22 protein-coding genes and 1 tRNA gene are annotated in these 20,140 nt (G+C 64.0%); 12 read left to right on the top strand and 11 right to left on the bottom strand.

The features are described from left to right. The first annotated feature begins 256 nt into the window (after positions 1 to 256). Positions 257 to 721, top strand: a complete 465-nt coding sequence (locus M4J39_RS15680; protein WP_251729346.1) for an SH3 domain-containing protein — start codon at positions 257 to 259, stop codon at positions 719 to 721. 10 nt (positions 722 to 731) lie between these two features. On the opposite strand, the gene gshB is transcribed toward M4J39_RS15680, so the two are convergent. The 5 genes from gshB to M4J39_RS15655 form a co-directional block, all read right to left on the bottom strand. Continuing rightward, complete coding sequence (gene gshB, locus M4J39_RS15675; RefSeq protein ID WP_251729345.1) at positions 732 to 1,670, bottom strand: glutathione synthase; 939 nt, start codon at positions 1,668 to 1,670, stop codon at positions 732 to 734. 76 nt (positions 1,671 to 1,746) lie between these two features. After that, positions 1,747 to 2,103 (bottom strand): YraN family protein, encoded by a 357-nt coding sequence (locus M4J39_RS15670; protein WP_251729344.1) that lies wholly within the window; start codon positions 2,101 to 2,103, stop codon positions 1,747 to 1,749. Positions 2,104 to 2,105: 2 nt separating this feature from the next. Continuing rightward, a complete protein-coding gene (locus tag M4J39_RS15665) occupies positions 2,106 to 2,735 on the bottom strand; it encodes a LysE family translocator (RefSeq protein WP_251729343.1) in 630 nt (209 codons plus the stop codon). 18 nt (positions 2,736 to 2,753) lie between these two features. After that, positions 2,754 to 3,698 (bottom strand): 16S rRNA (cytidine(1402)-2'-O)-methyltransferase, encoded by a 945-nt coding sequence (gene rsmI, locus M4J39_RS15660; protein ID WP_251729342.1) that lies wholly within the window; start codon positions 3,696 to 3,698, stop codon positions 2,754 to 2,756. Then, positions 3,695 to 4,000, bottom strand: coding sequence for a Dabb family protein (locus M4J39_RS15655; protein WP_251729341.1), 306 nt, complete (start codon positions 3,998 to 4,000; stop codon positions 3,695 to 3,697). The genes rsmI and M4J39_RS15655 overlap by 4 nt, the downstream gene beginning before the upstream one ends. Before the next feature lie 182 nt (positions 4,001 to 4,182). Here M4J39_RS15655 and M4J39_RS15650 point away from each other — a divergent pair, with 182 nt between their 5' ends. The 4 genes from M4J39_RS15650 to trpA all read left to right on the top strand — a co-directional run bounded on the left by M4J39_RS15650 (position 4,183) and on the right by trpA (position 8,218). Next, positions 4,183 to 5,436, top strand: coding sequence for a penicillin-binding protein activator (locus M4J39_RS15650; protein ID WP_251729340.1), 1,254 nt, complete (start codon positions 4,183 to 4,185; stop codon positions 5,434 to 5,436). A 72-nt stretch (positions 5,437 to 5,508) separates the two neighbouring features. After that, positions 5,509 to 6,159, top strand: coding sequence for a phosphoribosylanthranilate isomerase (locus tag M4J39_RS15645; RefSeq protein ID WP_251729339.1), 651 nt, complete (start codon positions 5,509 to 5,511; stop codon positions 6,157 to 6,159). Positions 6,160 to 6,161: 2 nt separating this feature from the next. Beyond that, positions 6,162 to 7,385 (top strand): tryptophan synthase subunit beta, encoded by a 1,224-nt coding sequence (gene trpB / locus M4J39_RS15640; protein ID WP_251729338.1) that lies wholly within the window; start codon positions 6,162 to 6,164, stop codon positions 7,383 to 7,385. Next, positions 7,382 to 8,218 (top strand): tryptophan synthase subunit alpha, encoded by an 837-nt coding sequence (gene trpA / locus M4J39_RS15635; RefSeq protein WP_251729337.1) that lies wholly within the window; start codon positions 7,382 to 7,384, stop codon positions 8,216 to 8,218. Before trpB ends, trpA begins: the two co-directional genes overlap by 4 nt. 420 nt (positions 8,219 to 8,638) lie before the next feature. Here the strand turns inward: trpA and M4J39_RS15630 are convergent, their stop codons facing one another. The 4 genes from M4J39_RS15630 to M4J39_RS15620 form a co-directional block, all read right to left on the bottom strand. Further along, positions 8,639 to 9,382: an HIRAN domain-containing protein gene (locus tag M4J39_RS15630; RefSeq protein ID WP_251729336.1), complete on the bottom strand. Its 744-nt coding sequence runs from the start codon at positions 9,380 to 9,382 to the stop codon at positions 8,639 to 8,641. Then, the gene (locus tag M4J39_RS23100; protein ID WP_371875464.1) at positions 9,375 to 10,328 is read right to left on the bottom strand and encodes a HipA domain-containing protein; all 954 of its coding nucleotides are present in this window, start codon (positions 10,326 to 10,328) and stop codon (positions 9,375 to 9,377) included. Before M4J39_RS23100 ends, M4J39_RS15630 begins: the two co-directional genes overlap by 8 nt. Positions 10,329 to 10,563: 235 nt before the next feature. Then, positions 10,564 to 10,639 (bottom strand) — tRNA-Ala (locus M4J39_RS15625). A 279-nt stretch (positions 10,640 to 10,918) separates the two neighbouring features. After that, entirely contained in the window at positions 10,919 to 11,299 is a 381-nt protein-coding gene (locus tag M4J39_RS15620; protein ID WP_251729335.1) for a TIGR02300 family protein, read from the bottom strand. Positions 11,300 to 11,636: 337 nt separating this feature from the next. On the opposite strand from M4J39_RS15620, the gene aroA reads away from it, so the two are divergent. The 7 genes from aroA (at position 11,637) to M4J39_RS15585 (ending at position 18,184) form a co-directional block, all read left to right on the top strand. Continuing rightward, positions 11,637 to 12,989: a 3-phosphoshikimate 1-carboxyvinyltransferase gene (aroA, locus tag M4J39_RS15615; RefSeq protein ID WP_251729556.1), complete on the top strand. Its 1,353-nt coding sequence runs from the start codon at positions 11,637 to 11,639 to the stop codon at positions 12,987 to 12,989. After that, positions 12,982 to 13,677 carry a (d)CMP kinase gene (cmk, locus tag M4J39_RS15610; RefSeq protein WP_251729334.1) on the top strand — a complete coding sequence of 232 codons (696 nt, stop codon included), beginning with the start codon at positions 12,982 to 12,984 and terminating at the stop codon, positions 13,675 to 13,677. The genes aroA and cmk overlap by 8 nt, the downstream gene beginning before the upstream one ends. Positions 13,678 to 13,904: 227 nt before the next feature. Then, positions 13,905 to 15,599 (top strand): 30S ribosomal protein S1, encoded by a 1,695-nt coding sequence (rpsA, locus tag M4J39_RS15605; protein WP_251729333.1) that lies wholly within the window; start codon positions 13,905 to 13,907, stop codon positions 15,597 to 15,599. 409 nt (positions 15,600 to 16,008) lie between these two features. After that, entirely contained in the window at positions 16,009 to 16,965 is a 957-nt protein-coding gene (gene sppA / locus M4J39_RS15600) for a signal peptide peptidase SppA (protein WP_251729332.1), read from the top strand. A 39-nt stretch (positions 16,966 to 17,004) separates the two neighbouring features. Then, on the top strand, positions 17,005 to 17,295 hold the full coding sequence (ihfB, locus tag M4J39_RS15595) for an integration host factor subunit beta (RefSeq protein ID WP_100081969.1): 291 nt from the start codon (positions 17,005 to 17,007) through the stop codon (positions 17,293 to 17,295). Between the two features lie 29 nt (positions 17,296 to 17,324). Beyond that, positions 17,325 to 17,663, top strand: coding sequence for a lipopolysaccharide assembly protein LapA domain-containing protein (locus M4J39_RS15590; RefSeq protein ID WP_251729331.1), 339 nt, complete (start codon positions 17,325 to 17,327; stop codon positions 17,661 to 17,663). Between the two features lie 38 nt (positions 17,664 to 17,701). Next, positions 17,702 to 18,184, top strand: coding sequence for an NUDIX domain-containing protein (locus tag M4J39_RS15585; RefSeq protein ID WP_251729330.1), 483 nt, complete (start codon positions 17,702 to 17,704; stop codon positions 18,182 to 18,184). A 23-nt stretch (positions 18,185 to 18,207) separates the two neighbouring features. Here the strand turns inward: M4J39_RS15585 and M4J39_RS15580 are convergent, their stop codons facing one another. Together M4J39_RS15580 and argF are read right to left on the bottom strand one after the other, a co-directional pair. Beyond that, positions 18,208 to 19,203, bottom strand: a complete 996-nt coding sequence (locus M4J39_RS15580; RefSeq protein WP_251729329.1) for an Hsp33 family molecular chaperone — start codon at positions 19,201 to 19,203, stop codon at positions 18,208 to 18,210. Beyond that, positions 19,203 to 20,138, bottom strand: a complete 936-nt coding sequence (argF, locus tag M4J39_RS15575) for an ornithine carbamoyltransferase (RefSeq protein ID WP_251729328.1) — start codon at positions 20,136 to 20,138, stop codon at positions 19,203 to 19,205. Before argF ends, M4J39_RS15580 begins: the two co-directional genes overlap by 1 nt. Between the last annotated feature and the right edge of the window lie 2 nt (positions 20,139 to 20,140).

Raw genomic sequence — 20,140 nt, 5'->3', positions numbered from 1 at the left:
TTCCGTCCTTCCTTGGGGCCACCGGCAGGCGGCAGCCTGTCGCGGCGAGTGTCGGCCACCCTTTGCCGGGCGTCAATCCGGCGGAGGTCCGATCCGGATCATTCCATGCGACGGCGGCGTTGACGCGACGTTAACTTCGACCGGTAACCATTGAGAGGAGCGCCGTCGTTTTGAACGGCGGGTGTTCTGGCATGGAAGGTGGACGACGATGGGGGCGGCGAGGTCACGGGCAGCGGCGATTCTGGCCGCGGGACTGATGCTCGCGAGCCCCTCGTTGGCGCAAACCGTCGGCAGCTCCGGCCTGCCGGTGCCGCGCTTCGTCAGCCTCAAATCGGACTCGGTCAACGTTCGTCAGGGGCCATCGCGCGATCAGGCGGTGATCTGGCGCTACGTGCGAGCTGGCATGCCGGTGGAGATCACCCAGGAGTTCGAAAACTGGCGGCGCATCCGCGACTTCGAAGGCGGCGAGGGCTGGGTGTTTCATTCGCTGCTCTCCGGCACGCGAACGGCCATCGTCGCGCCCTGGGCCGCCGACAAGACGATGATCGATCTCCATTCCGACCCGGACGAGACGAGCCGTGTCACCGCGCGCGTCGAGCCGAAGGTTCAGGCGCCGGTCGAGAAATGCGATGGCACCTGGTGTCGGCTCGACGGTAAGGGCTTCTCCGGCTGGATCGCCCAAGCCTCACTCTGGGGCGTCTATCCCGACGAGAAGTTCTGATCTCTCGGGCTTAGAAATGTGACTCGATGGCGTCCCACACCAACGCCGCCACATCGGGACCGCCGAGGCGCCTGATGGCCCGGATGCCGGTCGGCGATGTCACGTTGATCTCGGTCAGCTTGTCGCCGATGACGTCGATGCCGACGAAGATCAGGCCGCGATCCCTGAGCTCCGGCCCGATCGCCTCGCAAATCTCTAGGTCGCGCTTGCTCACCTCGGTGCTGGCAGCCGCTCCGCCGCGCACCATGTTCGAGCGGAGATCGCCCTCCGCCGGCACGCGGTTGACGAGGCCGGCGAACTTGCCGTCGACGAGAATGATCCGCTTGTCTCCGGCCCGAATGGCGGGCAGATAGCGCTGGGCGATGAACGGATCGCGCGACTGCGTCAGGAACAGTTCGAGAAAAGCGCCGAAATTGTCGTCGTCAGGCTTCACATGGTAGACGCCCTGACCGCCGGCGCCGTAGAGAGGCTTCAGCACGATATCGCCGAACTCGGCCCGGAAGGCCCGAATCTCGTCCGGATCTCGTGTGATGATCGTCTCCGGCATCAGCTCGGGGTAGTTCATCACCAGGAGCTTCTCCGGTGCGTCGCGCACCTCGGCCGGATCGTTGACCACCAGCGTCCCCGGGTGAATGCGTTCGAGCATGTAGGTTGTGGAAAGGTAGGCCATGTCGAAGGGCGGATCCTGCCGAAGCAGCACCACGTCGAGCGTCGAAAGGTCGGTCTTCTCGGGCGAACCGAGCGTGAAGTGATTGCCTGGTTCGTCGCGCACCGCCACCGGCTCGATCGCGGCGGTGACGCGGCCCGATCGGAGAGTCAGCTTGTCCGGGGTGTAGTGGAAGAGGCTATGGCCTCGCTTCTGCGCCTCCAGCATCAGCGCGAAGGTGGAGTCGCCGGCGAGGCGGATCGAGGCGATGTGGTCCATCTGGACGGCGACGGAAAGGCTCATGGCGACAACTCGTCTTCGGAAACGGGATGCCGCCGTTTATGGGCGGCTTCCGATCGGCGTGCAACGGGAAAGCGCTTCACGAAAACGCGTTCTCGAGGTGGTGCGGCCAGCGGCGCGGACTGACCACCACGAGGTCGAAGCGCAGCGTGAAATCGACGAACTGCGGATGTCGGGACAGGTAGAGATCGGCGGCCGCCTCGATGCGGCGATAGCCTTCGGCGGCGATGGCTTCGAGACCGGCCTCGACGGTGGGTCGCGCCTTCACTTCCACGAAGGCCAACACCTTGCCGCGTCGGGCTACAATGTCGATCTCGCCGAGCGGCGTACGATAGCGGGTTGCCAGCACACGATAGCCTTTGAGGCGCAGCAGCCAAGCGGCGATGCCTTCGGCCACGAGGCCGCGTGCATGGCTGGCCCGGCGGTCGACGGGCATGCCTAGCCTCTTTCCAGCGCGAGGCGGGCGCCAAGGCCGATGAGCAGCGAGCCGCCCGCCCGCCTGAGCCATTTTCCCCACGACGGAGAGGATCGGAGGCTGGACAGGATGCCGCTGGCGCCGATGACCGCGACGAGGTCGGCGAGAGAGAACATGACGTTGGTGATCACGCCAAGGAAGAAAAACTGCAGCCACAGCGGCGCTACGGCTTGGGCGCTGACGAACTGCGGAAGAAAGGCGAGGAAGAAAACCGCCGTCTTCGGGTTGAGCAGCTCGACAAGAACGCTTTGGGCGAAGGCGCGTCTGGGTTCGCCTTGACCGGTACCATCCGTGGCGGCACCCCCGTGCCCGGCGGTGGCGAGACGCCATCCCATGACGATCAGATAGGCGGCGCCACCCAGCTTCACGATCGTGTAGGCGACGGGAACGGCGTGAAACAGCACTGACAGACCCATCGTCGCGGCAAGCACGTGGGCGTAACCGCCGACGTGCACGCCGAGAGCGGCCATCAGGCCGGCCCGTCTACCGCCGGCAAGCGTGCGGGCGGCAGCATAGAGCATCGCCGGGCCGGGGACGAATGCGAACAGCGCCGTCGACACAAGAAAGGCGATCAGAAGATCGATCGGCGGCATCTCGTTTCTCCTGCTGGTTCAGTTCCCGGTCGGCGGGGCGTCATCGTCACCACCACCGGCATCGATGATCGCCTTGAGCTTGAGGGCCAGGGCATAGAGTTCCTTGCGCGGCCGTCCGGTGGCCTTGGCCACCTCAGCCGCGGCCTGTCCGGCGCCCTGGGTTTCGAGAGCCGCGGTCAGCAGCGCCTCCAGGTCGGCTTCGCCGGCCTCGTCGCCGAGCGGCGCCCCGACCACCAGAACGATCTCGCCGCGCGGCGGACCGGCCTCGGCGCCTTTCGCCAGTTCGGACAGCGAACCGCGCCGAACTTCCTCGAAGCGCTTGGTCAGTTCGCGGCAGAGCGCCGCCGGCCGGTCTTGTCCCAATACTTCGGCCATGTCGGCGAGTGTTTCGGCCGCTCGGTGCGGCGACTCGTAGACCACCAGCGTCGCCGGAACCGCCCGGAACTCGCCCAGGCGATTGCGCCGGGCACCGGCCTTGTGCGGCAAGAAGCCGAGGAAAAGGAAGGTGTCGGTCGGCAGGCCGGCGGCCACTAGCGCCGACAGGATGGCCGAGGCGCCAGGGATGGGAGTGACGCGGATGCCTTCGGCGAGAGCTTCTTCCACCAGCTTGTAGCCGGGGTCGGAGATCAGTGGCGTGCCGGCGTCGGACACCAACGCCAGGCGCATGCCGCCTCGGAGCATGGCCAGAAGGCGCGGCCGTTCGCGAACGGCGTTGTGTTCGTGGTAGATGGCAAGCGGTTTCCTGATGCCGTAGCGGTCGAGGAGGACAGCGGTGACGCGGCTATCCTCGCAGACGATGAGGTCGGCGCCGGCTATTACGTCGAGCGCCCGGAGCGAAATGTCCGAGAGGTTGCCGATCGGCGTTGCCACCGGATAAAGGCCCGGCTCGACCGGCTTGCCGGCAAAAGCAGTGCCGTCGATGGCGTAACCCGTCGTGGTGGTCTTGCCGCCTGCCTCGCTCATGACGATTGCCGTTCCGTTCTGGCAACGACGTCGGCCGCCATCCTGAGTTCGCGAAGCGGCCGAACCGCGGCGATCGAAGCCTCGTAGCTCGGATGCGCCTTGAAGGCATCGAGGGCGGTAGCATCGGCAAACTCACCGTAGACCACGAAGTCGACTTCATTGCCAATGCTGTCAAGCTTCAGGTTCTCTTCCACCTCGAGAATGAGAGCGTGCGGATTGGCCTCAAGCAGACGAAGTCCCTCAAGGACACGCTGGCGATCGTCGGTGGAACGAACGGAGAAATAGACGATGTGCCTGATCATGAAATTCCCTTGGCCGGCGTCCAGGCGCCGTACTTTCTAGCTCCCAAAACCACACTTCGGCGGGAAAATCGAGCCGTCCGGGCCGATTCCTCGCCTCTCCACCGGTAAATGGCATGTAAGGAGTTGCATCTACGGTCATTTGTCATTGAAATGGCGCCGATGCTTTTGCGGCGGAAGGTAAGATGATGACCCGTGACGATGGCAGGGTTGCGAGCGGCGTGGCTGGCACGGCTGAGTCCCCGGAGATGAGCGACCAGCGTTTGGAGACAACCGGGCTGAACCGACGTCTCGTGCTTGTCCTGATGGGCGGCGCGGCGCTCGCTGCTTGTTCTCCGACGAGCCGGCCGAGCGGCGAAGGCTTCCTGCCGGCGCCGACCGGCCCGGCCATATCGGGCGAGGTGCTGGGCACCGGCACGGTGCGTGTTGCGCTCCTGCTGCCCAAGACGGCGCCGGGTAATGGCGCCGCACTGGCCGTGGCGATGCAGAATGCGGCGTCTCTCGGTCTCAACGACTTCTCGGGCAATGATCTCACCGTTCTGGTGAAGGACACGCGCGGCACCGCCGAAGGCGCGGCCGAAGCGGCGCGCCAAGCCATTTCCGAAGGTGCGGAGCTGATCATCGGACCGATCTTTGCCGCCGAGGTGGGTGGTGTCGGTCCGGTGGCGCGCGCGGCCTCCGTGCCGGTGATTGCCTTTTCCTCCGATCCTTCCGTGGCGGCCGCCGGCGTCTACATCCTTGGTTTCCTGGTCGACGGTCAGGTGCGCCGCGTCGTCGCGGAGGCAGCCAAATCGGGTCGCAAGTCGATCGCCGCCATCATGTCGCAGAGCGCTTTCGGTAACCTCGCCGAGGCGGCGCTGCGCCAGGAAGCGGGCCGCTACGGCATGCGTGTCGTGACCGTCGAGCGCTTCGCTGCCGGCGGGGAGGCGAAGGCGGTGGCTGCGGTCGCGGCCGTCGCCGCGCAGATCGATTGCCTCCTTGTGCCCGAGGGGGCAGGCGTGGCGCCGAACATTGCCCGTTCGCTGCGAAGCGCTGGCGTGGATCTTTCCCGGATCAAGTTGCTCGGCACCGGTGTCTGGAACGATCCGGCCGTCTACAACGATCCGGCGCTCACGGGCGGCTGGTTCCCGTCGCCGGAGATATCCGGCTTCTCGGCCTTCGCCAGTCGGTACCGGGCCACCTATGGTAGCGAGCCGCCGCTCACCGCTTCGCTCGCCTATGATGCGGTTGTATTGGCTGCCGGCCTGACGAAGACGGCCGGCGCCCAGCGCTTCCAGCTCTCGGTTATCACCAACCCCGAGGGGTTCCTGTCCTCGGTCAACGGCCTGTTCCGCTTCAATGCCTTCGGCACCAACGATCGCGGGCTCGCCGTCTACGAGGTGACGGGCTCGACCCCGTCGCTGGTCTCCGCCGCTCCACGCGCCTTTACCGGCGCCTGACGGGGGCGGCATTCTCTTCGAGCGGACTTGCGGCGGCCTCGGGTCGCCGCTGTCCTTCAGGCTGTGGTCCAGATGTCCCCGTTCCTCGTCAAGATCTGCGGTCTCTCCACGCCGGAAAGCCTGGAATGGGCGCTTTCCGCCGACGCCGATCTCGTGGGCTTCGTGCATTTCCCGAAAAGCCCGCGCCATGTCACCGCCGAGATCGCCGCGGCTCTCGCCCGTCAGGTAGGCGGGCGCGCCAAAACGGTCGTTCTGACCGTCGATGCCACCGACGATCTTCTCGACCATCTCGTTGCGACGATTGCCCCGGACGCCATCCAGCTGCACGGTCGCGAAACGCCGGAACGGACTGCCGATGTACGGCGACGCCTCGGATTGATGGTGATCAAGGCCCTTGGGATCGGCTCCGCCGAGGACGTGGCGGCGGCCCGTCCTTATGCCGGGACCGCTGATCTCTTGCTCTACGACGCCAAGCCGCCGAAGGACGCGACTCGTCCAGGCGGGTTGGGCGTCACGTTCGACTGGTCGCTGCTGGCGGGGGCGCCGACGCCCTTCTTGCTTTCCGGCGGCCTTGATCCTACCAACGTCGAAGATGCGGTGCGAAGGGTGCGCCCCTTCGGCGTTGACGTTTCGTCGGGCGTCGAGAGCGCGCCGGGCAAGAAGAACGAGACTCGCATCCGCGCCTTCGTGGCGGCGGCACGCGCAGCGAATGAAGAGGGGTGACGATGAAAGAGGCGACGACGCTGAACTCCTACCGGACCGGCCCGGACGAGCGCGGCCATTTCGGCATTTTCGGCGGTCGCTACGTCGCCGAGACGTTGATGCCGCTGATTCTCGAACTCGATCAGGCCTACGAGGCCGCCAAGGCCGATCCGGCCTTTCAGGGCGAGCTCAAGGCGCTGCACGCCACCTACACCGGTCGGCCAAGCCCGCTCTATTTCGCCGAGCGTCTCTCCGCCCACCTCGGCGGCGCCAAGATCTATCTGAAGCGCGAAGAGCTCAACCACACCGGCAGTCACAAGATCAACAACTGCCTTGGGCAGATCCTGCTCGCCCGCCGCATGGGCAAGACGCGCATCATCGCCGAAACCGGCGCCGGCCAGCATGGCGTTGCCTCGGCCACCGTCTGCGCCCGCTTCGGCTATCCATGCGAAGTCTACATGGGCGCCACCGACGTCGAGCGGCAGAAGCCCAACGTCTTCCGCATGGAGCTTCTGGGAGCGGAGGTCCATCCGGTCACCTCCGGCAATGGCACGCTGAAGGATGCCATGAACGAGGCGATGCGCGACTGGGTGACCAACGTCGAGACGACCTACTACATGATCGGTACCGCGGCTGGCCCTCATCCCTATCCGTCCATGGTGCGCGACTTCCAGTCGGTGATCGGCAACGAGACGCGCGAGCAGATCATGGCGGTCGAGGGGCGGCTGCCCGACATGATCATCGCCGCCGTTGGCGGCGGCTCCAACGCCATCGGCATCTTCCACCCCTTCCTCGACGATCCCGACGTTCGCATTGTTGGCGTCGAGGCGGGCGGTCACGGCATGCAGGTCTACAATGGCCATGCCGCGTCGTTGAACGGTGGCAAGCCGGGCGTGCTGCACGGCAACCGCACCTACCTGCTGCAGGATGATGATGGCCAGATTCTCGAGGGGCACTCGATTTCCGCCGGCCTCGACTATCCCGGCATCGGCCCCGAGCACTCCTGGCTGAGCGACACCGGCCGCGTCACCTACGTACCGGCTACCGACCAGGAGGCGCTCGACGCCTTCCAGACGCTGACCAAGGTCGAGGGCATCATCCCGGCGCTCGAAAGCGCCCATGCCGTGGCCGAAGCGATCAAGCGCGCGCCGCAGATGGCCAAGGATGAGATTATCGTCGTCAACCTGTCCGGTCGCGGCGACAAGGACGTCTTTACCGTCGGCAAGATCCTGGGAGTCGACCTGTGAGTTCCCTTCCCGTCACCCGTATCGACACCCGCCTTGCAAAGCTGAAAGCCGAGGGACGGGCGGCTCTGGTCACCTTCGTCACGGCCGGTGATCCGGATACTGAGACCTCGCTGTCCATCCTGAAGGCACTGCCGGGCGCCGGGGCCGACATCATCGAGTTCGGCATGCCCTTCTCCGATCCGATGGCGGAGGGGCCACCGATCCAGGCCGCCGATATCCGGGCGCTCGCCGCCGGTCAGACCATGGTGAAGACGCTGGAGCAGGTCCGCGCCTTCCGCGCCGGCGACAACGAGACGCCCATCGTGCTGATGGGATACTACAACCCCATCTACATCTATGGTGTCGAGCGCTTCGTTGCCGATGCCAAGGCGGCCGGCGTCGACGGCCTGATCGTCGTCGACCTGCCGCCGGAAGAGGACGAAGAGCTGTGCCTGCCGGCGATCCGGGCTGGCATCAGCTTCATTCGCTTGGCAACGCCGACGTCGGACGACAAGCGTCTGCCGGTGCTGCTCCGGAACTCCTCGGGCTTCGTCTATTATGTGTCGGTGCTCGGCGTCACCGGCGTCAAGTCGGCTGCGGCCGGTGACGTTGCCGCCGCGGTCGCCCGCATCAAGGCGCATACGCCGCTGCCGGTGATGGTCGGGTTCGGCGTCAAGACCGGCGAACAGGCGGCGGCCATCGCAGCCCATGCCGATGGGGTGGTGGTCGGTTCGGCTCTGGTAAACGCGGTGCGTGATTCGCTCGACGACGGCAAGGCAACCGCCGCCACCGTTCCGGCCGTCACGAGCCTTGTGGCCGATCTGGCCTCCGGCGTCAGGCGCGGCCGGGCCTGACTCGGGGTGGGCGGCCTTAGTCTCGCCTGGCTTTGGGGTGGTGAGAAAGGGTTTCCGGTGAACATGGATTCACCGGAAGCGCTTGATCTCATCGAACACACAGGGCGCGAGACCCCAACGATCTTCATGATGGAATGAGAGGTGGCGCCAGTCACAAAGGCCCGCCCTTTTGTCATGGAGGTGTGCTTCTCATGGGGCGTGTGGCGCTTATCATCGCCAGAAGCTGCCCATTCAGTTGGCGCCGTGCGAACGGCTCGCTCCGAGCCAGGGCGCCCTTAGATGTGCCGCTCAATCTCGGCCATTGCTTCCGCTACGCTTATGAGCGAGGGTGCTTCCCCTTTTGACCTGTCACCTCAGATTTTTGCGGCGAGAATTTTGGACGCTGGCGTAGCTGTGAAACGAACAGGACCCTACGGCCCTTCATTCGGCGGCAGCGAGGCCCGCGTTTGCCTTGACCCGAACAAAGACATGCACTCTTGGATGCCCGTGTTCACGATCTACGCGATCTATCGAACCTGTGACACGTTGCCCGCGCAGCCATTCTTGGAACGCGGCACACTGGAAGCGGTTGATGTAGCCAATCTTTTGGCCCCGCGCTGTCACCATAACGGCCTTTGAATCATGCGGATTGTTCGCCTCTGGTTCAAACCGGACTGGCTCTCCAAGTGCTCCTGTCAGATCGCAAGTAGCGGCGTAGTGACGATGCCCTACAGCTTCAACTACAAGCTCCCGGCGACTATTCGTGTCATCGAGCGGGTCGACAATCGCAAAGCCATCTGAAGGAAGCTTTGCTTCTGTTAATCCTAGAAGCGCAAAATCTGAAACTGACATGCCAGCGTCTAGGCGGAAATGCCGTGTGTAGTCGTCAAAATCCGCTCGCTTGCGCGGGGGCAGACGGCGCATAAACGCGTCAAGCACACCAACGTGGACGGCGCTTTTGGGACTAAAAGCTGGATATTGAGAAAAGCCCAGCTCGCGAACATAAGCTAATGGGTGACCGTTCAGGGCCTCAAACTCCTGCTCCGAGAAATACCGGAACAGAATTTCGCGGCTCTTTTCAATTTGGCCAACAGCGAACCGAGTTCGGGTCGCCTTCTCATCAGAAGACTGCCACGTCAGCAGGAGCCGGGTCGGCTCAACGATGTGCCTGATGATGTTATTCATTTTCCCCGCACAAGGCCGTTAAGAGTTCACGACGTCGAATCAGTAGCGAACGAAGGAATTCGGCACGCACCTGGGAGAACTCTATGCCGCAGTTGAAGTTCCGGCACCAACCCAGGACATCAGAGATCGCCTCGTCCGAGAATCGAATCACAAAATCATCTAGCATGCCAGCGGGTTTGAACGTCTCGATGTACAAACCGCACAATTCAATATGTGCGCTACCCTCCTGCTCGTTCCTCCACCAACAATGATGACGTCCTCTTTTAATATAGGAATCGAGATCACGTTCTATCTGGTGGAGCCGCTCATCGGGGTCGCCGTAGCTAAGGCTGGACCCATGATCAAAAAGGGGTGCCATCCTGTAGTCGGGTGATGGCATGGCTGACGGTAGCAGTAAGCCCCAGTTGTCTGGGTGCCGGTCAACATTTCCAATCAACGCGTCAAAAAGGAAGGTACGCCCCCACCACTCCTTATAAGCCGGGATGCCTAAGCTGCGAACGATCGTGAGGTTTGACCTCACGTCATGTGGGCGGCCTCGCTTTCGATCATAACTGCCGGACCGCCAAGCATGCATAAAGTCAGCGCCAGGAATAAAGCGAAGTGCTGGCTCCCCCTGATAGCCATAGAAGAACTCGACTAGCACTCCGGTTTGACCGGTGTTCCCATCGATAGCAAGAAAGCATGGCGGCACATCGAGGTCGGCACATCGCGAGAGTTCGTAGGCGATTAGTTCTGACCAGACCTGACGCTCCTGCCATCCCCGTGGGGTCTTAAAAAGATACCGGTGCCCAGGCAATAGGAACGGCGGTAATCCCTCTTCGGGAGAGACAAGAAGCTTCTTTGGCTGCTTGCCCTCTGGGTATGTCGGAAAGTCCGGGTCAACGTCCCAACTAGAAATATCAACGACCTGAGTTGAGGGCTGTCGAACACGATGCTTAGTGACCACGGTAGCGTAGCCCTTCTACTTCGGCTTCCTTTCCGCCAACTGAGCTGGACAGCCGGTATCCAAAGGCTTGGCCGTGCGACCTAAAGGTGTCAAGCATTGGCTGACGAGAAAGCAATACCCATTTTCCAGCGCTCTCGGAGGGCGGAGGAGAATTGGTCGGAATTGGTCGGAACTCTCCGCCAACGACCACGCTACAGTCTTGAAACTGCTAAGCTTTTGGGAGCGCTGAGAAAATTGGTGGAGCTAAGCGGGATCGAACCGCTGACCTCCTGCATGCCATGCAGGCGCTCTCCCAGCTGAGCTATAGCCCCATCAGGTGCCGTTTCCGACTTCGGAAGATGCCGTCCCGCTTTCGCTTCCTGGCACCGCCGGTGTGGGTTCCGGCTCGACGAGGCGGGATATACTCAGCATTCCCTCGCCGATCAAGAGGTTTTTCAACCTCGAGCGATTTTTCCGTCATCTTTTTGGAGAAAAGGCGGATTTCCAAGATTTTCTAATAGGTTGCTGCCGCGCGGGTCGTTCTTCGCCAAAAAGAAAGGCCGGCTGGGATCGCCAGCCGGCCTTTGCTTGGATCTGAAAAGGTGGAGAGCTCAGTGCTCTTCCTCGTCGCCGACATCGCCGATCAGGTCGGACATGTCGCCGCCGTCCTCATCCTCTTCCTCGAGGAAGACGTCGTCTTCCGGCGTCTCGTCCTCGATATCGGGATCCTCGATGTCGGGTACGTCGTCACCGTCGGCATCCTCGGCATCTTCAAGGCTGACGAACTCGGGGGTGAGCGCGCCGACCTCGGCGATCTCCTCCTCGTTGTCCTCTTCGTCGTCGATGGCTGTCGCCGGGCGCGCCCGCGCAGCCAGTCCGGCATCGAACTGGGTGCCGCATTTCGGGCAGAGAATGGGGGTCCGGTTGAGATCGTAATACTTCGCGCCACAGCTGGGGCAAAGACGCTTCAGCCCAAGTTCAGGTTTCGCCACGGTCGGCCTCGCGTTTGTCAGGTAAATCGGGCAGGCACATATAGGCAAACCGGGGGCTGTGTCAAAGGTGAATTGGTGGCGGCAGGCTCGCGATCCCGGCACTTTGCCCGCGACGTGAGCCCGAGGCTGGCGAGTGACGCAGCCGAACGGCCGTGCTAGAGCCGGCCCTGAGTAGGCGACAAGTCGCCGTGGCCGGAAGGCGTCGTGCCGGGAACCAGCGACAACGGCTCCTGACTTTTCGTTGCGGATCGCCCGAGCCTCAGGCATTGAGAGATCCGTCAGTCTCGATGCGCGAATGCATCCGCATCTCGCAAGTTGGTATCAGGTGTTCCGCTCCATGGCTTCTCACGCGACCGCTCGTCCGCTGATCGCTCGGAAATCCGACCCGCTCAAAGGTCGTGTCCGTGTTCCAGGCGACAAATCGATATCTCACCGCGCGCTGATGCTCGGCGCTCTCGCGGTTGGCGAGACGGTGATCACCGGTCTCCTTGAGGCCGAGGACGTCATGAACACCGCGGCGGCCATGCGCGCCTTCGGTGCCACGGTGATCCGTGGTGACGACGGCGTCTGGCGGGTGCGCGGTCTCGGCGTCGGTGGTCTGCTGGAGCCGTCGGGCATCGTCGATTTCGGCAATGCCGGTACCGGCGTTCGCCTCACCATGGGACTTGCCGCCGCCCAGCCGATCGCCGTTACCTTCACCGGCGACGCCTCCCTCATCAAGCGCCCGATGGGGCGGGTGCTGGAGCCTCTGTCCGAGATGGGCGTCGAGGTCATTGCCCGCTCCGGCGGACGCCTGCCGCTGACGATGCGTGGGCCTCGCCTGCCGCTGCCGATCACCTACCGGCTGCCGGTGCCCTCGGCGCAGGTGAAGTCGGCCGTGCTGCTGGCCGGTCTCGGCACGCCCGGTGTCACCACGGTCATCGAACCGGTGTTCACGCGAGACCATACCGAACGCATGCTGAAGGGATTTGGCGCCGACATCGAGATTGCCGACGAGCCTGATGGCGGCCGACGGATCGCCCTCGTGGGGAGGCCCGAGCTGAAGCCGCAGGCGATCGACGTGCCGTCCGATCCGTCTTCGGCCGCCTTCCCGATCGTGGCGGCCACTCTCGTGGAAGGCTCCGACGTCACCGTCGAAGGCGTCCTGATGAACCCGGCCCGTATCGGCCTCATCGATACGCTTCTCGAAATGGGCGCCGACATCGAGGTTGTGGGCGAGCGGACGACCGGCGGCGAGCGTCTCGCAGACCTCAGGGTTCGCCATGCCGAGCTTAAGGGCGTCACGGTGCCGGCCGAGCGGGCTCCTTCGATGATCGACGAGTATCCCATTCTGGCCGTGGCCGCGGCCCTGGCCAGTGGGGAGACGCGCATGCCCGGCATCGGCGAGATGCGGGTCAAGGAATCCGATCGCCTCGCCGCCGTTGCCGCCGGCCTCAGGGCCAATGGCGTCACCTGTTCGGAAGGCCCAGACTGGCTTTCGGTTCGCGGCGGCCGGGTTACCGGCGGCGGGCGGGTGGTCACCCATCTCGATCACCGGATCGCCATGAGTTTCCTGGTGCTGGGCATGGTGGCCGCAAACCCGGTGAGTGTCGACGACGCGTCGATGATCGCCACGTCCTTCCCGACATTCGAGGCTTTGATGACTGGTCTAGGTGCCTCCTTCGAGGACGCGGAGGTCGCCGATGCCTGAGGCGTCTTTGGAGCAGTCGCGGAAATTGCCGCTCATCGCCATCGACGGTCCGGCGGCGGCCGGCAAGGGGACGCTGGCGCAGAGTCTGGCGACCCGGCTTGACCTGCCCTATCTCGACACCGGTCTTCTCTACCGGGCCATCGGCAAGCTGATGCAGGACGCCGGCCAGGATCTCGACGATCCCGCGGCGGCGACGGCATTTGCCGAAAGGCTCGCGCCGGACGATCTGAGGCGGACCGATCTTCGGGGACGCGAGGCCGGCGAGCTGGCCTCGCGCGTTGCCATTCATCCCGGCGTCCGCGCCGCCCTCGTGGCGTTTCAGCGCGATTTCGCCCATGGTCCGCGCGGGGCCGTGCTCGACGGTCGCGACATCGGCACGGTTATCTGTCCCGACGCCGACGTGAAGCTCTACGTCACCGCCAGCCCCGAGGTGAGGGCGCGCCGCCGGACCGACGAACTGCTCGCCAAGGGCAGGGCTGTCGACTACGAGGCGATTCTGGCCGAAGTGAAAGCCCGCGACGACCGCGACAGCGGTCGTGCCGAGGCGCCTCTGCGCCCGGCCGACGACGCCATCATCATCGATACCTCTGCGCTCGGGCCGACCGAAGTGCTCGCGACCGCGCTGTCGATCGTCGAAAACTGGCGCGAGGGACGGCACGTGTCCGCCGTTGCCGGGAAAAGGCGCTAAATTCCGCCTTTTTATGCCTTGAAGCGGCCGGCATCCTCCGCTATAGAAGCCCGACTTTCGGGCGGAGCCTCTGGCCCCGCCCGTGAAGCCGTTTATCCTCGTCCATCCGGTCGAAGTCGCGTCGGCACCCTGCCTATGGCTGGGTCAGGTGTTTCACCGGATCGGAGGGACGGGGCAACTCTTACCTGCCGACGCCGCCGGGCGAGCCCGGCACCCCAGGAGTTTCAATGTCTCAACTCAATCCCACCCGCGAAGACTTCGCCGCACTGCTCGCCGAGAGCCTCACCGCTTCGGACGTGGCCGAGGGCACCGTCGTCAAGGGCACCATCGTCGCCATCGAGAAGGACCTTGCCGTCATCGACGTCGGTCTCAAGGTCGAAGGGCGCGTGCCGCTCAAGGAGTTCGGCGCCAAGGCTCGCGATGGCGAGATGAAGGTCGGCGACACGGTGGAAGTCTACCTAGAGCGCGTCGAGAACGCGCTCGGTGAAGCGGTTCTGTCGCGCGACAAGGCTCGCCGCGAAGAGAGCTGGGTCCGTCTCGAGGTTGCCTTCGAGAAGAACGAGAAGGTGGTCGGCCAGATCTCCAACCAGGTCAAGGGTGGCTTCACCGTCGACCTCGATGGCGCCATGGCCTTCCTGCCGCGTTCGCAGGTCGACATCCGTCCGGTGCGCGACGTCGCCCCGCTGATGCACACGCCGCAGCCCTTCCAGATCCTGAAAATGGACAAGCGTCGCGGCAACATCGTCGTGTCGCGTCGCGTCGTCCTCGAAGAGACCCGCGCCGAGCAGCGCTCCGAGCTGGTTTCGAGCCTCGAGGAAGGCCAGATCGTCGACGGCGTCGTCAAGAACATCACCGATTACGGTGCGTTCGTTGACCTCGGCGGCATCGACGGCCTGCTGCATGTCACCGATATCGCCTGGCGCCGCATCAACCACCCGTCCGAGGTGCTGTCGATCGGCCAGCAGGTCAAGGTGCAGATCGTTCGCGTCAATCAGGAGACGCATCGCATCAGCCTCGGCATGAAGCAGCTCGAGAACGACCCGTGGGATGCCATCGAGGCCAAGTACCCGGTCGGCGCCAAGTTCTCCGGTCGCGTCACCAACATCACCGACTACGGCGCCTTCGTGGAGCTGGAGCCGGGCATCGAAGGCCTGATCCACGTCTCGGAAATGAGCTGGACCAAGAAGAACGTCCATCCCGGCAAGATCGTTTCGACCAGCCAGGAAGTGGAGGTCATGGTTCTCGAGGTGGATTCGGTCAAGCGCCGCATCTCCCTCGGCCTCAAGCAGACCCTGCAGAACCCCTGGGAAGCCTTCCTCGAGAAGTATCCCGTCGGCGCGGTGGTCGAGGGCGAGGTCAAGAACAAGACCGAGTTCGGTCTGTTCATCGGTCTCGACGGCGATGTGGACGGCATGGTTCACCTCTCCGACCTCGACTGGAACCGTCCGGGCGAGCAGGTCATCGAGGAGTTCGGCAAGGGTGACGTCGTCAAGGCCGTCGTCCTCGACGTCGACGTCGAGAAGGAGCGCATCAGCCTCGGCATGAAGCAGCTCGGCGGCGACCCGATGGAATCGGCTGGCGAGATCCGCCGCAATTCCGTGGTCACCTGCGAGGTGGTCGAGGTCAAGGAAGCCGGGCTCGAAGTGCGGATCGTCGATACCGACATCACCGCCTTCATCCGTCGTGGCGACCTTGCGCGCGACCGCAACGATCAGCGCGCCGAGCGTTTCGCCGTCGGCGAGAAGTTCGATGCCCGCGTCACCCAGTTCGACAAGAAGACCCGCAAGGTCGGCCTGTCGATCAAGGCTCTGGAGATCGCCGAAGAGAAGGAAGCCGTCGCTCAGTTCGGATCTTCCGACTCGGGCGCGTCGCTCGGTGACATCCTTGGCGCCGCCCTCAAGGCCCGCCAGGAAGGCGAATAAGCCGGCTCAAGCCGTTGTTTTTCCGACATGAAGGAAGGCCCGCTCGCTGCGGGCCTTTTTTCTTGCTACGAATTATTACCATTGCTCCCAAGGTATCCTTGACGAATGCAAGCATCAGGGCAATATTAGTAACTGTCCACTCGATGAGAGTCCGGACGTCAAGACGGGCCTCAACCTTCGAGGCTTGCCGACCTCAAACGATGCTTGGCATCGCAAGGTCAGAAATGAGGGCGTCGCTGAACACGACGCCCTTTTTCTTTTTCGGATCGTCTTGATGCCTGGATAGACTTGACCTCCACTTCCGGCGGAATCATTTCGGATCGTGACGCCCCCCGTCGGTTTGCCTTGCCCGTTGATCGGTGGGCTGCTACCTCAGGGCAATCGGAACCGGCAAGCGGCGAGGTGCCTGATGACCCTTGATGCGGATGCGATCGTGGAGCGGCGACGGTTGCGGCGGCGCCTGTACGTTTGGCGTGGCATCACGCTTGTGCTTGCCTTGGGCCTCGCGGTGGCTCTGGGGCTTTTCGCGAGCGGCGGCATGTCCGACAGGGGCGGGCCTCACATTGCTCGCGTCACCGTTTCCGGCATGATCCTCGCCGATAACGCCCAGCGCAAGATGCTGAAGGACATCGCGTCCTCCGACGCCGTCAAGGCGGTGATCGTCGCCATCGACAGCCCCGGCGGTACCACCGTCGGCGGCGAGGAACTCTACGACGGCCTTCGCCGCATCGCCGAAAGGAAACCTGTGGTGGCCACCATGGGCACGCTCGCCACCTCGGCCGGCTACATGACCGCGATCGCTGCCGATCGCATCTTTGCCGAGCGCACATCCATCACCGGCTCCATCGGCGTGCTTTTCCAGTATGGCAATGTCGGCGCGTTGATGCAGAAGATCGGCGTCGACGTGAAGACGATCAAATCGGCGCCGCTCAAGGCCGAGCCGTCGCCGTTCACCTATCCGGAGCAGCCGGGCGCCGCCGAGATGATCCAGCGCCTTGTCGATGACACCTATGCCTGGTTCATCGATATCGTAGCCGAGCGGCGGGGACTTCCGAGACCCGACGTGCTCCGCGTTGCCGATGGATCGATCTATTCCGGCCGGCAGGCGCTAGACCTCAAGCTCGTCGACGAAATCGGCGGAGAGGATGCGGCCGTGGCCTGGCTGGAGGGTAGCAAGGGTATCGAGAAGGGCCTCAAGGTCGTCGACTGGTCGCCCGAGCGACCCTATGCTGGTCTGGGGCTTGCCGACCGCGCCATGGCGGCGGTAGGACGCATGATCGGCATCGATCTTTCGGCATGGAACAGCGAAGGTCGGCTTGACGGGCTCGTATCGGTTTGGCACCCTCAACGCTCGAACCTTCAATGATTTTTTCCATTCGCTCAGCCGGCAGGGAGCTTTAAGCCCATGATCAAGTCTGAACTGGTTGCGCGTATCGCGGCGCAGAACCCGCACCTTTACCAGCGCGACATCGAGAATATCGTCAACACCATTCTTGGCACCGTCGTCGACGCCATGAAAAGCGGCGACCGCGTCGAGCTCCGGGGTTTCGGCGCCTTCTCCGTGAAGAGCCGGCCGGCCCGCACGGGTCGCAATCCGCGCACCGGAGAGAAGGTGCCGGTGTCCGAGAAGTTCGTGCCCTTCTTCAAGACCGGCAAGGAAATGCGCGAGCGCCTCAACGACGGCAAGGTGAGCTGACCCTAGGGTCGGCGCAGGAGTGACGCCCCGTGAAAACCTTTCTCCGGATCGTCGTTCTCGGCCCACTGGCGATCGTGGTGGTGGCGCTGGCCGTCGTCAACAACCAACCGGTGACGCTGGTGCTCGACCCGTTCAACCCGTCGGCACCCTTCTTCTCGCTCACGGTGCCGCTCTACGCGGTGTTCTTCGCCGTGCTGGCGCTCGGCGTGCTGGTCGGTGGCGTCGGCTCTTGGTTCGGCCAGGGGCACGTTCGGCGTGCCGCTCGGCAGAGCCGCAGGGAAGCCGAACGCCTCAAGGCCGAGGTGGAGCGCCATCGCGCGGCCGATACCTCTGATACGCTGAGCATCGGCGGCCCCAAGGCTGCGTGAGCAAGCTAGCGGCTTCGGCTGAAGGGGGCGGCTGTCTCGTGATCACATGCAAGTTTGAGAGCGGCCATGAGGCGGCGCTGCGTCATGCGGTGACCGACAATATTGTCTTGCGCGGTGACGAGGTCTTGCTGGTCAAGCGTAGTCAGCGGCTGCTCGAAGGCGGCAAATGGGCCTTGGTCGGCGGTTTTGTCGAACGCGACGAGACGCTGCCGGAGGGCGCTATACGCGAGATTCTCGAAGAAACCGGCTATCGGGTCCGCGACCTGACACTGTTGCGGATCATCGATCGCCCGGACCGACCAGGCGAGGATCGCCAGAACATCAGCTTCGTGCATTTTTGCAATGCGGTGGAGAAGGTCGGGGCGGCCGACGACGAGAGCGATGAGCAGCGCTGGTTTTCGCTTGCCGCTCTACCCTCGGCGTCCGAGTTCGCCTTCGATCATTTCGAGAGCCTGGAGCTTTTCCGCGCCTATCGTCGCGAGCCTTTCGGCTTGCCGATCTATGGAAATCCGGCGCGCTGAAAGAAGGCGACAGCCTCAGGACCTCAGGCTTCTTTGCCCGTTTCGAACTCCTGCGGGTCGAACTCATAGTGTGTCGAGCAGAACTCGCAGGTCACGCCGATCCGACCGTTTTCCACCATGTCCACGCGCTCGGCTGGCGAGAACGAGGCGATCATCGACCTGACGCTGTCGCGTGAGCAGCGACAACGCTCGACGAGCGGCTGCGGCTCGAACACGCGGGCGCCACGCTCATGAAACAGTCGATAGAGCAGCGTCTCGGCGCTGACCGAGGGATCTGTCAGTTCGATATCTTCCACTGTGCCCGAAAGGCTCTGTGCCTCCACCCAGGCATCGTCCTCTTCGATGGCTGATAGAGCCCCCTCGGGGGCATCGCCGGGGTGCAGATCGCGATGTCCGGTGCGCTCGGATGACTCCGGAAGGAACTGCAGGAACAGTCCGCCCGCCCGCCAGGCACGACGCGGTTCGCGACCCGGATCGCGCGTCAGCACCTCGGCTACGGCCAGGCGGACACGGGTCGGGATCTGTTCGGACTGGAGGAAGTAGCCATGAGCCGCCTCTTCCAGTGACCGGCCGTCAAGTTCGACGATGCCCTGGTAGCGGCTCATGTGGGCGCCCTGGTCGACGGTCATTGCCAGGTGTCCGCGACCGAGCAGATCCTCCGGGCGATCGTGCCCGGCAGCCACGGCTGCCGCCACGGCGTTGGCATCGAAGCGGGCGCAGGCGCGCAGAGCGTCCGGGGCCTCGAAGTCGACGACCAGCATGCCGACCGGCCCGTCGGATTGCGTTTGCAGGATGAAGCGCCCCTGGAACTTCATCGACGTGCCGATCAGGGCAGTCAGGGCGACTGCTTCGGCGAGAAGGCGCGAGACGGCCGGCGGATAGTCATGACGGCCGAGCAGAGCGTCGATCGCCGGCCCGAGCCGCACGACGCGGCCTCGCACGTCGAGGGCATCGACAGCGAACGGCAACACGGCGTCATCGCCGTTGGCGGCCATGAGGGGGCGATCGACAGAGCTCATCAGTCCTCCATGGCTCCAAAGCACCAGGCGAGGATGCCCTTGTGGGCGTGCAGCCGGTTCTCGGCCTCGTCAAAGACGATCGACCGCGGCCCATCCATGATCGACGAGGTCACTTCGTCTCCGCGGTGGGCCGGCAGGCAGTGCATGAACACGGCGTCCTTGTCGGCAGCGGCCATCAGGCGGTCGTTCACCTGGTAGGGCGTGAGGAGGTTATGGCGGCGGCGTTCGCCTTCCTCGTCGCCCATCGATACCCAGGTGTCGGTGAAGATGGCATCGGCGCCGTCGACAGCCTCGAAGGGGTCGTTGGTTACTTCGATCCTGCCGCCGTTGGCGCGCGCCCAGTCGATCGGCGCCTGAGCCGGGGCGAGTTCCTTCGGGGTCGCGATGCGCATCGTGTAGCCGAAGCGGGCCGCCGCATGCACCAGCGAGTTCAGGACGTTGTTGCCGTCACCGGTCCAGGCGAAGGTCTTGCCCGCCACCGAGCCGCGATGCTCTTCGTACGTCATGATGTCAGCCATGACCTGCGTCGGATGGCTGACCTTGGTGAGACCGTTGATCACCGGCACGGTGGCATATTCGGCCAGCTCATGCAGGGCGTTGACGTCGAGAATACGGATCATCATGGCGTCGACATAGCGCGACATGACGCGGGCGGTGTCGGCGATGGTTTCGCCGCGGCCGATCTGCATCTCGGCGCCGGTCAGCATGACGGTCTCGCCGCCAAGCTGGCGCATGCCCACGTCGAACGAAACGCGGGTGCGCGTCGACGGACGCTCGAAAATCATCGCCAGCACCTTGCCGGCCAGCGGGCCTACGCCCGGGCGGCAGCCGTTTACCTTCGACTTGAGATCGCGGGCGCGGGCGAGGATGGAGCGAAGCTCGTCGCCGGAGAGGTCGGTGAGGTCAAGGAAATGCTTCGGAGTGTGGTCGGTCATGT

It is taken from the genome of Pleomorphomonas sp. NRK KF1 (genome assembly GCF_023721755.1).
GTDB lineage: Bacteria > Pseudomonadota > Alphaproteobacteria > Rhizobiales > Pleomorphomonadaceae > Pleomorphomonas.
Note: the sequence above shows the minus strand (reverse complement) of the source record. Positions and strands in the feature narration are given on the sequence as shown.

Coding starts and splice junctions, on each gene's coding strand:
- M4J39_RS15650 (WP_251729340.1), top strand. CDS start 4,183: ATGATGACCCGTGACGATGGCAGGGTTGCGAGCGGCGTGGCTGGCACG.
- ihfB (WP_100081969.1), top strand. CDS start 17,005: ATGATCAAGTCTGAACTGGTTGCGCGTATCGCGGCGCAGAACCCGCAC.
- trpB (WP_251729338.1), top strand. CDS start 6,162: ATGAAAGAGGCGACGACGCTGAACTCCTACCGGACCGGCCCGGACGAG.
- rsmI (WP_251729342.1), bottom strand. CDS start 3,698: ATGAGCGAGGCAGGCGGCAAGACCACCACGACGGGTTACGCCATCGAC.
- aroA (WP_251729556.1), top strand. CDS start 11,637: ATGGCTTCTCACGCGACCGCTCGTCCGCTGATCGCTCGGAAATCCGAC.
- rpsA (WP_251729333.1), top strand. CDS start 13,905: ATGTCTCAACTCAATCCCACCCGCGAAGACTTCGCCGCACTGCTCGCC.
- M4J39_RS15665 (WP_251729343.1), bottom strand. CDS start 2,735: ATGCCGCCGATCGATCTTCTGATCGCCTTTCTTGTGTCGACGGCGCTG.
- M4J39_RS15630 (WP_251729336.1), bottom strand. CDS start 9,382: ATGAATAACATCATCAGGCACATCGTTGAGCCGACCCGGCTCCTGCTG.
- gshB (WP_251729345.1), bottom strand. CDS start 1,670: ATGAGCCTTTCCGTCGCCGTCCAGATGGACCACATCGCCTCGATCCGC.
- sppA (WP_251729332.1), top strand. CDS start 16,009: ATGACCCTTGATGCGGATGCGATCGTGGAGCGGCGACGGTTGCGGCGG.
- M4J39_RS15580 (WP_251729329.1), bottom strand. CDS start 19,203: ATGAGCTCTGTCGATCGCCCCCTCATGGCCGCCAACGGCGATGACGCC.
- M4J39_RS15645 (WP_251729339.1), top strand. CDS start 5,509: ATGTCCCCGTTCCTCGTCAAGATCTGCGGTCTCTCCACGCCGGAAAGC.
- argF (WP_251729328.1), bottom strand. CDS start 20,138: ATGACCGACCACACTCCGAAGCATTTCCTTGACCTCACCGACCTCTCC.
- M4J39_RS15655 (WP_251729341.1), bottom strand. CDS start 4,000: ATGATCAGGCACATCGTCTATTTCTCCGTTCGTTCCACCGACGATCGC.
- M4J39_RS15680 (WP_251729346.1), top strand. CDS start 257: ATGCTCGCGAGCCCCTCGTTGGCGCAAACCGTCGGCAGCTCCGGCCTG.
- cmk (WP_251729334.1), top strand. CDS start 12,982: ATGCCTGAGGCGTCTTTGGAGCAGTCGCGGAAATTGCCGCTCATCGCC.
- M4J39_RS15670 (WP_251729344.1), bottom strand. CDS start 2,103: ATGCCCGTCGACCGCCGGGCCAGCCATGCACGCGGCCTCGTGGCCGAA.